Source organism: Actinokineospora enzanensis DSM 44649 (assembly GCF_000374445.1).
GTDB classification, from domain to species: domain Bacteria; phylum Actinomycetota; class Actinomycetes; order Mycobacteriales; family Pseudonocardiaceae; genus Actinokineospora; species Actinokineospora enzanensis.
Genome location: NZ_KB894403.1, coordinates 513,215 through 528,124 on the forward strand (window position 1 = coordinate 513,215; position 14,910 = coordinate 528,124).

Sequence of the window (14,910 nt, forward strand, 5' to 3'; positions counted from 1 at the left end):
GACCGGCGCGATCCCGCGTGGGGGCTGGGTTTACCGCCCCGCGTGGGGGCTGGGTTTATCGCAGAACAGGCCCGGCGCCCTGTGGTGGGGGGCCGGGCCTGTCTGTGGTCTGGCTTGCCGTGCCGTTCGTGAAACCGGGTCAGGTCGCGGGGACCTCGCGAGGTTCTGCGATCACAGAGGCACCTCTGGAGGGGGTCAGTAGGACGTGGGAGGTCTTTTGTTGTTCGGGGGCGGAGCCGGGGGCGGCGCGTAGGGTCATTCGGCGTACCACTTCCGGGATGACCGCCTTCATCTCGATCATGGCGAACTGCGCGCCGAGGCAGTGCCGCCGACCGCCGCCGAAGGGGACGAACGCGCTCTTGGGCACGTCGTCGCCCAGGAATCGCTCCGGCCGGAACTCGTCCGGCGAGGCGAACGACTCCTCGCGGGAGTGCAGCAGCGGCACCGACGGCGCCACCCACCAGCCGGACGGGATGCGGTAGCCTGCGATCTCCAGGTCGCCGGACAGCGCGCGCGGCATGACCGGGACGATCGGCCGGGTGCGCATGGTCTCCTTGATCACCGCCTCCAGGTACGCCTCGTCACCCGTGGCGCACTCGTCCACCAGCTTCCGGTACACCTCGGGCTGGCGCACCAGCCGCTCGAACACCCACGCCATCGCGGCGGCGGTGGTCTCGTAGCCTGCCTCCAGGAGCGTCATCAGCGCGTCGCGCAGCTCCAGGTCGGTCATCGGGGTGCCGTCGTCGTCGGTGGCCCGCAGCAGCTGGGACATGATGTCCTTGCGCTGCTCGTTGTCCGGCTCGGCGCGGCGGCGGCGGATCTCGTCGTACAGCACGGCGTCGCAGTCCGCGCGGGCCTTGCTGAACTTGGCCGCCGCGCTGCCCGGGATGCGCCGGAAGATCGGCTCGATGCCCGCCCACGCGGAGCGGGACAGCACGAATGCCAGGGTCTCCATGGAGGAGGCCGAGGCGGTCAGCCGGGGCAGCATCTCGCGCAGCTGGGCGACCCGTTCGAGGTCCTTGATGCCGAACACCACGCGCAGCAGCACGTCCAGCGCGACGATCTGCATCTTGGGCCGCAGCGGGAACTCGACCCCGGTGTCCCAGGTGTCGATGGACTCGTTGGCGATCTCCCGGATCTGCTCCTGGTAGCTCTGCAGGTACCGGGTGTGGAACGCGGAGCCGATCATCTTGCGCTGGCGCAGCCACTCGTCCCCGTCGAGCACCAGGATGGAGTTGTCGCCGACCATGCGCTGCAGGAAGTCCTGCCTGGTCCGGCCCGCGTTGCCCACGCTGCGGTCGGTGGCGAACACCTGGCGCACCAGGTCCGGGTCGGCCACGTACACGATCGGCGGCATGCCGACCAGGGTGACCTTGAAGATGTCGCCGAACTCCGCGTGCGCCTTGGCCAGGAACTCGATCGGGCCGCGCACGAACTTGCCGGTCTGGGCGAAACGGGACCCCTTCGGGCCGGGCGGGAGCTGGCCGGTTTGTCGGGGCGGTGCGGAAGTCATGTCAGGGCATCCCCAATCCTCGTCACGGGTGGCATCCGCTGGGGCGCTGTCGTCCACCCGTCCACCCGGGACGGAGCGCCGCGTGGCCGCCCCGGCCAGGGTCGCCGCCGGGGTACGGCGTGCACAAGTGTTCCCGCCGGCCAACCGGGGAATCTCCCCGCTCGCCCACCCGCCGCCCTACCGTGGCCCGGTGACCCTCGCGATGTCCACGGCCGCAAACCTGCTGCGGATGCTGGCCGCCGGTGAACTGTCCAGCACGGAACTCCTGGAACACCACCTGGAACTCGTGCGCGCGCGTAACCCGGCGGTGAACGCCGTGGTCGCGCTGGACGAGACCCGCGCCCGCGCCGCCGCCCGCCGCGCCGACGACGCCCACGCCCGCGGCGAGTCCCTCGGCCCCCTGCACGGCCTCCCGATGACGGTGAAGGACGTGTTCGAGACCGCGGGCCTGGTCACCACCGCGGGCTCCGCCGACCTCGCCGCCCACGTGCCCGCCACCGACGCCGAGGCCGTCGCCCGGCTGCGGGCCGCGGGCGCGGTGATCTTCGGCAAGACCAACGTCCCCCCGTACGCGGGCGACCTGGAGACGGCCAGCGAGCCCTACGGCCTCACCCGCAACCCGTGGGACCCCACCCGAACCCCCGGCGGTTCCTCCGGCGGCTCGGCGGCAGCTCTCGCCGCGGGCCTGACCCCGCTGGAACTGGGCAGCGACATCGCGGGCTCCATCCGCCTCCCCAGCCACTTCTGCGGCGTCTACGGCCACCTGCCGACGTTCGGCGCCGTCCCGACGCGGGGCCACATCCCCGGCGCTCCCGGCAGCCTCGCGACGTCCCCGCTTGGCGTGGTCGGTCCGATGGGCCTGTCCCCGGGGGATCTGGCGCTGACCCTGTCGGTCCTGGTCGGCCGCGACCTCGCCTGCGTCCCCGGTGGCGCGCTTCCCCCGGCCGGTGACTGCCGTCTGAAGGGCCTGCGCATCGCCGTCTGGCTGGACAACCCGATCGTCCGGACGTCGCGTGAGGTGAAGGACGTGCTGCGCGGCCTGGTCGACCAGCTGTCGGACCTGGGCGCCATGATCGACCGCCGCCCACGCCCGCCGCGCCCGTTCTACGAGGCCTACGAGACGTATTTCGACCTGCTGCTGGGCGTGATGAGCAGCGACTTCCCCGAACCCACGTTCCGCAGACTGACCCGGATCGCCACAGCGGCCCGCCCCGACGACGACCGCCCCGTGGTCCGCCTCGCCCGCGCCGTCGCCCAGCCCTTCCGCCAGTGGCGCGCCGCCGAGGAACGCCGCGCCCGGATCGCCGCCGCCTGGGAGTCCCTGTTCGACGACATCGACCTGGTCCTGACCCCCGTCGCCCCGACGACCGCGCGACCGCACCAGACCGACGTGCCCCCGCTGGCCCGCGAACTGGTCATCGACGGCCGCCCGACGCCGTACTTCGGCCAGGTCGTCTGGGCCACCCTGGCCAGCTCGGCCCGCCTGCCCGCGACGGTGGTCCCGGTGGGGGCGAGCGGCGAAGGACTGCCGATCGGCGCCCAGTTGATCGGCCCCCGCTGGAGCGATCTCACCCTCCTCACCCTCGCCGACCGGATCACGGCGACGACCGGATCCCTGCGCCTCCCCACTCGCTGAACCACGAGACCGCGAACACCAAGATCCCACGTTCGCCCGGACACCCGCCGCAACGCAACCCCCGCCCACCCAGGGGGCGACCCCACTACCAATCTATGCGATCACGGCCGCTGTCAATGTCGCCCAGCCGTGCCCTGTGGACGGATCGCGATGGTTGTGGACAAGTCCGACCGGACTCGATGTCCACTGTGGACTCATAGATGCCCGCGTCCTGCCGGACCGACTGTCCGCACCGATCGCGCCGAGGCGGCGCGCGGATGTCCGGCTGCGGTACGGACGTACACCTGATCTCGCCGAACCTGGTGGACGCGCGGCCGGGTGGGCAGCACCGGCGAGGACGTGCCGCACTCGATCGCCTCACTGCCCCTCATCGGTCCCCGACCACCCGACCGGCAATCCCACCTGCACGACCCGGATCGAGTGACTCTCGTCCCGCTTCGCCCGACCGGGCCTCAAACACGCCCCGCCCCACCAGGGGGCGGGCCCAAAAACGACGCTACGCGATCATGGACGTTGTCAATATCCCCCGGTCGAGACCTGTGGATGAATGGCAGGGGATGTGGACAACCCAGACCTCAACCATTCCCCGCGTCCACCGCCGCCGACCAAGCCGCACTGGCCGCCGCCCGCGCGCTCGCATGGGCATCGCGGGTCAACACGCACCGCTCCCCCGCACCCGCATCACGCGCGCGCCCCAACCCCACCGCCGCCTCCACAGCCGCCACCAGTGCCACATCCACCGCGACGCGGTCATCGGCGCCGGCACGGAGCAGGGCAAGCGCGTCCGAGAGGAGCGACACCGCCTGGTCGACCGGATGGACCCGCACCCGCGCCACGCCGTTGACGTTCACCGTCTCCTCCGTTCGGGTCACCGTCATCGCCCCGCCGTGATCAGTTCGAACGTGCCCGCCGGTTCGTGCCGCACGGTGCCGTCGAGGTCCAGCTGGATCGGCACCGGCGAGTCGACCCACACCCGGTCCCGGGACACCTCCACCGTGATCGGCCCGTGCGGACTCGGCACCGCACCCCGCGCCCACGAGAGATCCCCGAGCCGAGGCGCCACCCGCACAGCGTCGAAACCGGGCAACGCGGGACTGACCCCGAGCACATACATCGGCAGGTCCCGGGTCGGCGTCGACGACCACCCGTGGCAACGCGAGCCGCCCGACCAGGTCTCCGGCCACGTGGTGGCCCCTTCGAACACAGCCCAGTCCCGGCAGAGCTCACCGACGCTCCCACCCAGCAACGCCACCGCGTCATGCACCACATACCGGAAGAACGGCTGAGCCTCCACAACCTCCGAGGCGACATCCCAATCCGGCGCGGGCGGCCCCATCGCCGCCATCAACGGCATCACCCCGAACGACCAGGCCCGACGAACCCGATCCCCCCGCTCAAGCAGGAACGACAGCACAGCGTCCCGACGCCCGAAAGGAACCAGCCCCCCAACCACCGCAGCAGCCGAAGCGTGGTCACTCATGGAAGGAGAACCCAGCCAGTCCCGGTAAGCACCACGGGACTCGTCCCAGAAAGCCGCATAGGCACCACACAACCGAGCATGGTGATCGCGCGCCCACCGAGCACGCCCCTCATCCCCCAACCACGAGGCCATCTCAGCGAAGTCCAGCAGCGCCCGCCCCCACAGCCCGTTGAGCACCGCCCCCGCCCCACGCCCCTGCACGCTCGCCCAGTCCAGCAGCACCCACCCGGTCACATCGGTCAACAACCCGTCACGCACATACCGCGCAAACCACCGCAGCAGGTTCTCGACGACCGGTAGCAGCGACGCGACGACCTCGCCGTCCCCCGTCCAGCGCCACAGGTTGTGCACGGACCGCACCCAGTGCAACGCCCAGTCCGGGATGTAGCTGGTGCCGTGGTGCTCGAAGTCGCACACCACCGCCATCGGCAGCATCCCGTCCGGCCGGGGCGCCGCCGCCAGCAACGGATAGGCCTTCGCCAGCGACCAGTCCGGGTTGGTCAGCAGGTCCACGGACTGGTGCACGACCGCGTCGCCGATCCACGCGCGCTGTTCCCGCGTCGGGCAGTCCACATACGCGTCCTGCGCCGTCAGATCCACCGTGCGCAGGCCGACCTCATAGATCCGGTTCAGAACCGGATCCGAACACTCGAAGAACGCCCCCGACGGTCGCGGCCGTAACCGCTCCCGCACCGCGATCCGTCGCAGTGACACCCGCCCGCGCCCGTGCACCACCACGACCGCGTACCGACCACCCGTCGGATCCGACGACTCGAACCGGTTCTCACCGTCACGGGTCACACAGCGCATCGCGAACTCGGACGCGCCCCCGTCCAGGGACTCGGCCATCCGCGCCGTCACCACCACCCCGGGTTCGGCGTCCACGCACAGTTCCACCGTCCCCGCGACCATCCGCCCCCAATCGGCGGTGAACACCACGGCCGCGTCCGAGTCGACCGAGACAGGCAACTCCACCGGATCACCCGCGACCGAGAACCCGACCGCCATGGTCAACTCCACCGGCCCCAGAGAGAGGTCAGCCGCAACCACTCTCCGACAGACGGACTCCGGCAGCTGATCACGCGCCGAGGAGACCCGACGATCCCCCTCGGGCAACGGCCCATACGGATCCGTCGGCGGCACAGACCGCCCGATCCCGCCAAGATGCAACGCCGTCAACACCCGAGCAGGCACCCACCCGGAATCGTCGAACCCGGCAGACGTCCACGCCGGATCCAGCAACCGACCGTCGAAGACCTCCGGCAGCACGCTCCCCACGCCACGCGGCCGCTGCGGTGTCCACGCCTCCGACACCTGGCACCGCCAGTCCCGGTCGGTGCCCAGCAGCCCGTCCGGCAACGCCAGCTCGGCCGCCAACACCCCGGCCCCATGGCTGAACGTCGGCGTCGCGGGCACCCACCACGCGTTCGGCAACCCATAGAAGCGGACCAGGACGGCGATGGCGTTGCGCCCCGTGCGCAACGCCCCCGCCACGTCCAGCACATCGTGGTGCAGCCGCCACGGATGCGTCCGCACCGGCCCGCGCCCTACCTCGACCCCGTTGACCCACACCACATACCGCGAGTCGGCGGCGATCCGCAGCAGGCACGACGCGGGCACCGGGCCGAGGTCGAACTCACGGCGGAACAGCACCCGCCGATCGTGCGCGTCCTCCGCCACGACCGGATGACCGGAGAACTCCCCGGTGCGCCGGATCCACGGCCGCGGACACCACACCCACCGACCCGTCCACGCCCCCTGGTCGTTCCCTGCCACTGTCCACCCTTTCTCCAGCACGGCGGAGGGAAGCGAACCCCCGAGGAGGGATCACATCATCCAGGGGTCCGGCACCGGCACGCCCAGCTGCGCGCGCCCGACGCGGGTCTCGTGGTACTCGGAGAAGTAGCCGTGATGGCTGCCCGCGTTGATGTCCCGCCAGCAGCGCTGCAACGGCGAGTGGTCGAACAGCGCGCTGCCGCCCGCCAGCCGGAACACCGAGTCCACGACCTCCACCCCGGCCCGGATCGCGTGCCCGGTGGCCAGCCGCACCGAGGCGCGGTCGTCGATGGTCATCTCGTCGCCCGCCAGCGTGCGGTCCCAGGCCTTGCCGAGCACGTCGTGCACGTAGGCCTGCGCGGCGCCCAGACGGCCTTCCGCGCGCGCCACGGTGATCTGCACGGACTGTTCCTCGGCCAGCGTCCGGCTGCCGCGCGACTTGTGCTCGGCCATCGCGACGAACTCGTCCAGCGCGCGGCGGGCGATGCCCAGCGGGAAGCCCGCGAACAACACACCCATCAGCGCGAAGAACGACCAGCGGAACACCGGGCCGTCCACCCTGGCCGGTTCGAAGATCGGGTTGGCGGTGTACTCGGGCGGCACGATGACGCCGTTCATCCGCACGTCGTTGCTGCCGGTGCCCTTGAGCCCGGCGACCGCCCAGGTGTCCATGACCTCCACGTCGGCCTTGGGCACGAACACCAGCCGCCAGTCCGGGCGGCCGGGCGGCACGATCGCGGGCTTGTCGCCGTCCTGCACCATGACGCCGTTGGCGAACCAGGAGGCGTTGCGACAGCCGGTGTTGAACGGCCAGCGCCCCTCCACCCGCAGCCCGCCGCCCGCCTCCGGGTAGGCCTTGCCCAGCGGGGCGAACACGGTGGCGATCGCGCGCGGCCGGTCGGCCAGGATCGACTTGGCGACCTCGGCCTCCAGCCAGGCCACGAAGAACGTGGAGTTCAGGCTCAGCACGGTGAACCCGGCCGAGCCGTCCGCCCTGGACAGCTCGGTGATGACGTCCACCACGGTGGACGGGTCCAGCTCCAGCCCGCCGTACTCGGCGGGCAGCAGCAGGTCGATCAGGCCCGCCGCGGACATCGTCTCCAGCAGGTCCTCGGGCAGGCAGCCGATCCGCTCCCCTTCCTGGGCGCGGTCGGCGACCGCTGGCGCGATCGCGCGCGCCGCGGCCAGGGCGTCCTCCCGGGTCGTCGGACGCTCGGCGGTCTGTGTCATGACATGCTCCTCACCACTGGGCGAATCCGGCCCGGCGTGGGCCAGTCTGCCAACTCGACGCCGTCCCCGACAGCGATCACACGTGCACGTTCCTGCCCACTGACGCAAATCCGGCCGCTGTGTCCACTACGGACTCCAGCAGCGCGTACCAGCGCGGCTCCAACGGGTCCGGCGGCGCCACGATGGCCAGGTCGATTCCCAGCCCCGCGAGCACGCGCAGCCGGGACACCGCGGTCTCGACGTCCGCCCGGCCCGCCAGCTCCAAGCGGCCGAAGCTGGTGCGGGTGATGTCGTCGAAGTCGCGGCCGACCTCGTCGCAGTACTTGCGGAGCAGGTCCAGCTTGAGCCGCACCAGGTCGGGACCGCCGTCCTCGAACAGGTTGCAGGCGTCCCCGTAGCGCGCGACCAGGCGCAGCACCCGGCGCTCGTGGGCGCCGCCGATGAGGATCGGCGGCGGCCGCACGGGCGGGGGCCGCAGCACCGGACCGTCCAACCGATAATGCTCGCCGTGGAAGGCCCCCATGTCGCCGCCCCACACCTGACGCGCCAACTGCAACGTCTCGGTGAGCCGGGCGAACCGTTCCGGCCACGGCGGCACGGGAATCCCGAAGGCGCGCTGCTCCTCCTCGTGCCACGGCGGGCCGATGCCCAGCCAGGCCCGGCCGCCGGACAACGCGTCCAGGGTGCTGACGATCTTCAGCAGCAGACCGGGATGCCGATAGGTGGCGCCGGTGGTCAGCGTGCCCAGCTCCAGCTTCTCGGTGACGGCGGCGAGGAAGCCGAGCGCGGTGTAGGACTCGGGCACGGGCTCGGTCGGGTCGCCGAAGGTCGGGATCTGCCAGAGATGGTCGTTGAGCCAGATACCCGCCGCACCCGCCTTCTCGGCGGCCCGGCCGATCCAGGCGAGTCGACGGCCGAGCCCGGCGTCGCCGCCGGGACCGTGGAAGGTCGGGATGAACACGCTGATCCGCACGGCTCCTCCGGTCAGATCCGCCGGAGCACGGACGCGGTGCCCTGGGCGCCGCCGCAGCACATGGTCACCAGCGCGAGCTCGCCGTCGACCCGTTCGAGCTCGTGCAGCGCCGTGGTGAGCAGGCGGGCACCCGTGGCACCCATGGGATGGCCGAGCGCGATGGCGCCGCCGTTGCCATTGACGCGTTCCGGGTCGACGTCCAGCCGCTGCGCCCAGGACAGCACGACCGACGCGAACGCCTCGTTGACCTCGATGACGTCCACATCGGACAGACCGAGACCGGCCCGGTCCAGGATCCGGCGGGTGGCGTCGACCGGGCCGTCCAGCAGGAAGTACGGGTCGGAGCCGGTGACGACCTGGTGGGCGAGCCGGGCGCGCGGGCGCAGGCCGTGGCGTTCGGCCGCCTCCGCCGACATCCACAGCACGGCCGCGGCACCGTCGGAGACCTGGGAGGTGGTCCCGGCGGTGTGCAGGCCGTCGCGGCGGGCGGGTCCCAGGGCGGCGAGGCCCTCGGGGGTGCTGTGGCGCAGGCCCTCGTCCACGGTGAAGTCCGGCGCCTCGGGCACGGTGACCACCTCGCGGTCGAACCGGCCGTCCTGCCAGGCCTTCGCGGCGCGCTGCTGGGAGAGCAGGCCGTAGGCGTCGAGGTCGGCGCGGGTGAGACCCTGGCGGGCGGCGATCCGCTCGGCGCCGCCGAACTGGAGGCCGGGCGGGTCGTCCCACGGGTAGTCGTCGGTCTGGTAGTCCTGCTTGCCGGTGATGTTCCGCCCCGGCGGGACCCGGCTCATCACCTCCACACCGCAGGCGATGCCGATGTCCAGCTGCCCGGCCGTGATCAGCGCGGACACCAGGTGGTTGGCCTGCTGGGCCGAGCCGCAGCTGACGTCGACCGTGGTGCAGCCGACGCGCGGGTCCATGCCGGTGGACAGCCAGGCGTTGCGGGTGACGTTGAGGCCCTGCTCGCCGGTCTGGGTGACACAGCCGCCGATGACCTGCCCGACCTCGCCCGGGTCGATGCCCGCGCGGTCGATCACCGCCCGCAGCGCCGCCCGCAGCACCTTCGCCGCGGGCAGGCCGGACAGGGCGCCGCCGCGACGGCCGATGGGCGTGCGGACGGCCTCGACGATCACCGCGTCGGTCACCGGGGCACCGCCCGCACCGGCAGGTCGGTCATGCCGCGCAGCACCAAACTGTGCGTCCGGGTCGGCTCGCCCGCGGGCTCGATGCGGCTGGTGCGGGCCAACAGCTCGGAGAGCACCGCGGTGACCTCGGCGACGGCGAGCCGGGCACCGAGACAGTAGTGCGGGCCCGCGCCGAAGCCGACATGCTCGTTGGGGCTGCGCTCGGGCACGAACAGGTCAGGCCGCGGGAACTTGCGCTCGTCGCGGTTGGCCGATCCCCAGACCACCAGGACGCGCGCGTCCGCGGGCAGGTCGCGCTCGCCCAACCGAACCGGGCCGGTGGTGCCGCGCCACAGCGCCTGCACGGGGGTGTCGTAGCGGATGGCCTCGTCGACCGCGCCGGGGATCAGCTCCGGATGCTCGCGCAGCCGCTGCTGGACGTCCGGGAAGCGGAGCAGGGCGCCCATCAGGTTGGTCAGCAGGTTCGTGGTGGTCTCGATGCCCGCGACCAGCAGGAAGGCGCAGAAGGCGAGCAGCTCGTGGGTGGACACGCCCGCCTCGCCCGCGCTGCCGATCGCGTCGAACAGCGTCGGCCGCTCCCCCGCGCCCGCGTTGCGGAGCTGGTTGCTGAAGTAGCGGAACATGTCCATGCCCCGGCCGACCCCGTCCGGCAGGCCGTCGACCTGGTCCAGGTCGGTCGTGATCACCGTCGACCAGCCGCGGAACCGCTCGTGCATGTGCTCGGGGACGCCGAGAAGCTCGGCCAGCACGGACACCGGGGCGGGCTCGGCCACGGTCGAGAAGAAGTCCGAGGTGCCGTCGGCGCGGTGGTCCAGCAACGCACCGACCCGGTCTCGCGCGATCTCGGCGATCCGCTGCTTGAGCGCGCCCACCGACCCCGGCGAGAACGCCTTGGCCACCGCCCGGCGGAACACCTGGTGCTCGGGCGGGTCGGTGGCGATCAGCACGCGCACCTTGGGCCCGCCGATGCGGTAGTTGACGCCGGTGGACGGGCCCTCCCGGCGCTCGAAGTCCGGGCTCATGCCGATCTTCGAGGAGAACGCGGCCGGGTCCCGGGCGACGCGGGTGGCGTCCTCGTAGCGGGTGACCATCCACATGTCGTAGTCGGGCAGGTAGGCGACCGGGTCCTCGTCGCGCAGCCGCCGGTAGGCCGGGTAGGGGTCGGCGAGGGTGGCCTGGTCGAGCGGGTCGAACAGCGGGTGCGCCCCGGCCCTGACCTGCTGCGCGGTCATCGCCCGCCCCCGAGGTCGTCGTGCGTGGCCGGGCGCGGGCCCGGGATCCCGTGGTCCCGGCGCAGGTCGGCCAGGGAGTGCTGGGCGAAGATCAGCCCGGCAGGCACGAACCAGCCGAAGATCGACACGATGCCCAGCCAGAAGCGCCGCGACGCGAGGTCGTCCGGACGGTGTCGCGGGCTCATCCACAGCCTCCGGCGGTGTCGGTGTCGTATGCCCCGGCGGGCACGGGCGGTCGCGGCTCGGCGGGCGGGTCGGCGCGGGCCAGCAGCGCCTCGGCGAAGGACTCGACGCGGTCGAGCCCCCAGTAGCGGTGCGGGCCGACGCGGAAGTACGGGATGCCGAAGATGTCGTCGTGGTAGGCGGCGACCAGGCAGCGGGTGGCCTCCGCGCGGATGTCCGGGTCGCCGGTGGCGTCGGCGATCGCGGCGGGCAGGCCGAGCCGCCCGGCGATGGCGCGGACGGCCTCGGGCACGCACACGTCCTCGCCGCGCTCCCAGCGGGCCGCGCACACCTCGTCGTAGAACTCGCGGCCGCGCCCCAGTCGCTGGGCGGCGAGCCAGGCCAGGTGCGGGACCTCCCACCACGGGTCGTCGTCGATCGGCCAGCGCATCGTCACGCCGAGCCGGGCGGCCTGGCGGCGGGTGTCCTGCAGGATGTAGAGGTGCTTGGCCTTGCTCATCTGCACGTAGTGGAACCCGGCATCCTGCTCGGCCAGCGCGGCGTCGGTCTGCGGGTCCGGGTCCCAGAACGGCACGAACCGCACCCGGTCGTCGAGGTCCGGGACCAGCTCGCGCAGCCGCAGCAGGCCCAGCCAGCTGAACGGGCTGCGGAAGGAGAAGTGGATCCGGGGCACCCGGGCCCCGGCCCGCCCCTCGTCGAGCGCTCTCACACCGTCCTCCTCGGGTCCGGTAGCACGGAACTGGCGAATCCGGTCACGGCCCGGCCGAACCGGGCGGGGTGGCGCACGTGCCCGAAGTGGTCGTGCTCGACCTCCAGCAGCACGGTGCAGCGCGGCAGCCGTCCGGTCAGGTCGTCGCGGTGCGCGGTGCCCAGCCCCGGGTCGCCGTCGCCGGTGACGACCAGGACCGGCACGTCGACCCGGGCCAGATCGAGGTGTCCGCTGGCGAGGTAGCTGTCGAAGCTGGCCAGGAACGCCACCGGCCCCAGGCGACCGCGCGCCCCGGCCACGACGGCGTCGACGATGTCGTTGTCGGTGGCCCGGCCACGCCGCCCCAGCCGCACCCGCACGCCGTCGCCGAGGTGCCGTTCGAACACCCGCTTCGACCGCTCGAACGTCCGCCAGGTCACCTCGGCCTCGGGCGAGCGGTGGAACGGGGCGAACAGGACTGCGCCCGCCGACGGGGGCCGTTCCGCGCGGGCGAGCACCTCCAGCACGGCGTTGGCGCCGAAGGAGTGTCCGATGAGGACATCGGGGGTGTCGGGCAGCGCGGCCAACCCGGCGGCCAACCAGTCCCCCGGCGTGCCCTCGCGACGCCAGCGGTAGTCGTTGCCCGCCCGCCACGGCAGGCACAACGCGCGCAGGTCCCAGTCCGACCCGAGCGCGACGGCCAGCGGTTCCCAGCTGCGCCAGTCGTCCTCCAGACCATGCACCAACACGGCCGACCGACCGGTACCGGTCGCGCCCGCCCCCACCGGGTACGCCCGGGACGCGGTGATCACGACCGGCTCCAGGCCCGGACGGCGGCGACGCCGAAGGCGCCCTCCGGCGTGCGGGCGACGAGCAACGAGACCGCGCCGTCGCGGGCCGGGTCCGCGCGGTGCTCGGACAGCAGGGCCGCCAGTTCGACCGCGCCGACGGCGGTCGGGCAGTCGCCCACCACCTCGTCCACGCGCAGCCTGCGAGGCGCACGGCCGTCCAGGGCGGCGACCGTGGCCTTGAACGCGTCGTCGTCGGTGCCGGAAGCGACAGTGGTGATCTCGCCCGCGGCCAGGCCCGCCCGGTCCAGCACACCCCGGATCGTGGCCCCCAGCGCCGTCGAGATGTCCGTGTCACGGGGGCAGAAACCCAGGCGCACGTCCAGCACCTCCGCGTCGCCGCGCGCCGCCGCAGCCCCGCGGACCACGAACGCGGCGCCGCCCTCGCCCGGGGCCACGTCCGCGCCGGAGAGCTGGGTCAGCCAGGCGGCGTGCGGGGTGAACTCGTCGATCGCGGCGGCGATCAACGTGTCCGCGCGTCCGCAGCGCAACAGGGTCCGGCAGTAGCGCAACACACTCAGGAAAGCCGTCCGCCCACCTGCCAACGTCGCGTTGACCCCGCGCAGCCCGTACCAGATCGCCGACTGGCCCGCCGCGCAGTTCATCACCGTCGTGGGGAACAGCGCCGGGTTCACCAGGTGCGGCGGGTCCTGGGTGAACGTCTCCACCGCGTAGTCCACAGAGGATCGAACGCTGCCCGCGGTCGTGCCGACCACGATTCCGGTCCGGTCCCGGATCTCCTCCGACACCGCCACGCCCGCGTCCGCCAGCGCCCGCCCGCAGGCGATCACCGTCAACGCCGTGCGCCGGTCGAAGAATGACGTCCCCTTGCGCCCCAGCTCGGCCCGCGTGCTGAACTCCGGCAGCGCATAGGCCAACGCCCCGGGCAGCTCGGCCTCGTACATCCCGGTCACGTCCACCGGACCGCCCGGCGTCGACAAGGCCGACACCAGCTCGTCCGGCGTGTTCCCGGCGGGCCCGACCAGACCCAGACCGCTGATCGACAACGCGCTCATACCGCCCCCAGCAACGAGATGGCGTTGTTGCCGCCGAAGGCGAACCCGTTGTTCTGCGCCACCCGCACCTTCGCCTCCCTGGCCCGGTTGGCCACCGGGTCCAGCCACGGCATGGCCGGGTCCGGGGTGGTCCAGTTGATCGTCGGCGGCAGGAAGCCGCGGGCGATCGCCAGCGCGGCCGCGATCAGGCCGAACGCGCTGGCCGCGCCCATGGTGTGGCCGAGCATCGACTTGATCGAGCTGACCGGCGGCACCCGACCGGCGAACGCCGCGTGCAGGGCCTCCGCCTCGGTCGCGTCGTTGGCCAGGGTCCCGGTGCCGTGCGCGCACACGTAGTCCACGTCCTCCGGGGTCAGCCCGGCGTCCGCCAACGCCAGCCGCATGCACGCGGCGATGGTCTCCGCGCGCGGGGCCACCATGTGGTGGGCGTCGCAGTTGAGCGCGTACCCCAGCACCCTGGCGTACGCGCGGGCGCCGCGCCGGGCCGCGTGCTCCTCCGACTCCAGCACCAGCATGGCCCCGCCCTCCGCGGTCACCATCCCGGTGCGGTCCCGGTCGAACGGCGCGCACTCCAGCTCGGCCACCGCGCCGAGCCGCACGAACCCCGCGTGCGCCCACCGGCACACCGAGTCGGCCCCGCCGGTGACGACGATGTCGGCGTCCCCGTGCGCGATGGCGTCGTAGGCGTAGCCGAGCGCGTAGTTGCTGGCCGAGCAGGCGGTGGCCAGGGTGACCGACTCGCCCGCGATGCCCAGCTCCTCGTTGACCGCGAACGACAGCCGCCCGGCGGGCAGCTGCTCGGCCAGCGCGGCGGGCACCGCGGCGAAGCCCTCCCCGGCCACCCGCCTGCCGAACTCCTCGATCACCTTGGACTCGCCGCTGGTCGTGCCCACGACCACGCTCGCGTCCCGCAAGTCCACCTCGGACAGACCGGCGTCGGCCACCGCCAGCCGGGCCGCCGCGGCGGCGAAGCAGGCCGACCGGCCCCACCGGTCCGCGTCCAGCACGCGCAGCAGCTCGCGCGGGCGGAACGCGGTCACCTCCCCGGCGCGGGTCCGGGGGAACCCGGTGGGGTCGAAGGCGGTGATGTCACCGACGCCGCTGCGCCCGGCCCGCAGCCCGGCCTCGAACGCGCGCACGCCGATGCCGATGCTGGAGACCGGTCCCAGGCCGGTGACCACGACGCGGCGCAT

At 72.8% G+C, this 14,910-nt stretch carries 13 protein-coding genes; 1 reads left to right on the forward strand and 12 read right to left on the reverse strand.

Annotated features, from left to right (window positions below):
- Positions 1 to 139: 139 nt before the first annotated feature.
- Positions 140 to 1,513 (reverse strand): cytochrome P450, encoded by a 1,374-nt coding sequence (locus tag C503_RS37480; RefSeq protein ID WP_018680549.1) that lies wholly within the window; start codon positions 1,511 to 1,513, stop codon positions 140 to 142.
- 190 nt (positions 1,514 to 1,703) lie between these two features.
- Between C503_RS37480 and C503_RS37485 the strand changes: the two genes are divergently transcribed.
- Complete coding sequence (locus tag C503_RS37485) at positions 1,704 to 3,149, forward strand: amidase family protein (protein WP_169514481.1); 1,446 nt, start codon at positions 1,704 to 1,706, stop codon at positions 3,147 to 3,149.
- Positions 3,150 to 3,724: 575 nt separating this feature from the next.
- Here the strand turns inward: C503_RS37485 and C503_RS0102150 are convergent.
- The 11 genes from C503_RS0102150 to C503_RS0102200 form a co-directional block, all read right to left on the reverse strand.
- A complete protein-coding gene (locus C503_RS0102150) occupies positions 3,725 to 4,000 on the reverse strand; it encodes a hypothetical protein (protein WP_156892898.1) in 276 nt (91 codons plus the stop codon).
- Positions 4,001 to 4,023: 23 nt separating this feature from the next.
- The gene (locus C503_RS37490; RefSeq protein ID WP_169514482.1) at positions 4,024 to 6,405 is read right to left on the reverse strand and encodes an alpha-L-rhamnosidase-related protein; all 2,382 of its coding nucleotides are present in this window, start codon (positions 6,403 to 6,405) and stop codon (positions 4,024 to 4,026) included.
- 51 nt (positions 6,406 to 6,456) lie between these two features.
- Positions 6,457 to 7,635 carry an acyl-CoA dehydrogenase family protein gene (locus C503_RS37495; protein WP_018680553.1) on the reverse strand — a complete coding sequence of 393 codons (1,179 nt, stop codon included), beginning with the start codon at positions 7,633 to 7,635 and terminating at the stop codon, positions 6,457 to 6,459.
- 76 nt (positions 7,636 to 7,711) lie between these two features.
- On the reverse strand, positions 7,712 to 8,608 hold the full coding sequence (locus tag C503_RS0102165) for a TIGR03560 family F420-dependent LLM class oxidoreductase (protein ID WP_018680554.1): 897 nt from the start codon (positions 8,606 to 8,608) through the stop codon (positions 7,712 to 7,714).
- An 11-nt stretch (positions 8,609 to 8,619) separates the two neighbouring features.
- The gene (locus C503_RS0102170) at positions 8,620 to 9,750 is read right to left on the reverse strand and encodes a steroid 3-ketoacyl-CoA thiolase (protein WP_018680555.1); all 1,131 of its coding nucleotides are present in this window, start codon (positions 9,748 to 9,750) and stop codon (positions 8,620 to 8,622) included.
- The gene (locus C503_RS37500) at positions 9,747 to 10,982 is read right to left on the reverse strand and encodes a cytochrome P450 (protein ID WP_018680556.1); all 1,236 of its coding nucleotides are present in this window, start codon (positions 10,980 to 10,982) and stop codon (positions 9,747 to 9,749) included. The genes C503_RS0102170 and C503_RS37500 overlap by 4 nt, the downstream gene beginning before the upstream one ends.
- Entirely contained in the window at positions 10,979 to 11,167 is a 189-nt protein-coding gene (locus C503_RS0102180) for a hypothetical protein (RefSeq protein WP_018680557.1), read from the reverse strand. Before C503_RS0102180 ends, C503_RS37500 begins: the two co-directional genes overlap by 4 nt.
- Positions 11,164 to 11,874: a 2-hydroxychromene-2-carboxylate isomerase gene (locus C503_RS0102185; RefSeq protein WP_018680558.1), complete on the reverse strand. Its 711-nt coding sequence runs from the start codon at positions 11,872 to 11,874 to the stop codon at positions 11,164 to 11,166. The genes C503_RS0102180 and C503_RS0102185 overlap by 4 nt, the downstream gene beginning before the upstream one ends.
- Positions 11,871 to 12,665: an alpha/beta fold hydrolase gene (locus C503_RS0102190; RefSeq protein ID WP_018680559.1), complete on the reverse strand. Its 795-nt coding sequence runs from the start codon at positions 12,663 to 12,665 to the stop codon at positions 11,871 to 11,873. The genes C503_RS0102185 and C503_RS0102190 overlap by 4 nt, the downstream gene beginning before the upstream one ends.
- Positions 12,662 to 13,717, reverse strand: a complete 1,056-nt coding sequence (locus C503_RS0102195; protein WP_018680560.1) for a beta-ketoacyl synthase N-terminal-like domain-containing protein — start codon at positions 13,715 to 13,717, stop codon at positions 12,662 to 12,664. Before C503_RS0102195 ends, C503_RS0102190 begins: the two co-directional genes overlap by 4 nt.
- Positions 13,714 to 14,910, reverse strand: a complete 1,197-nt coding sequence (locus C503_RS0102200; protein ID WP_018680561.1) for a beta-ketoacyl-[acyl-carrier-protein] synthase family protein — start codon at positions 14,908 to 14,910, stop codon at positions 13,714 to 13,716. Before C503_RS0102200 ends, C503_RS0102195 begins: the two co-directional genes overlap by 4 nt.

Excerpts from the sequence above, each read along its gene's own strand:
- C503_RS0102200 (WP_018680561.1), bottom strand. The coding sequence starts at position 14,910 with ATGCGCCGCGTCGTGGTCACCGGCCTGGGACCGGTCTCCAGCATCGGC.
- C503_RS0102195 (WP_018680560.1), bottom strand. The coding sequence starts at position 13,717 with ATGAGCGCGTTGTCGATCAGCGGTCTGGGTCTGGTCGGGCCCGCCGGG.
- C503_RS0102180 (WP_018680557.1), bottom strand. The coding sequence starts at position 11,167 with ATGAGCCCGCGACACCGTCCGGACGACCTCGCGTCGCGGCGCTTCTGG.
- C503_RS37495 (WP_018680553.1), bottom strand. The coding sequence starts at position 7,635 with ATGACACAGACCGCCGAGCGTCCGACGACCCGGGAGGACGCCCTGGCC.
- C503_RS37500 (WP_018680556.1), bottom strand. The coding sequence starts at position 10,982 with ATGACCGCGCAGCAGGTCAGGGCCGGGGCGCACCCGCTGTTCGACCCG.
- C503_RS37480 (WP_018680549.1), bottom strand. The coding sequence starts at position 1,513 with ATGACTTCCGCACCGCCCCGACAAACCGGCCAGCTCCCGCCCGGCCCG.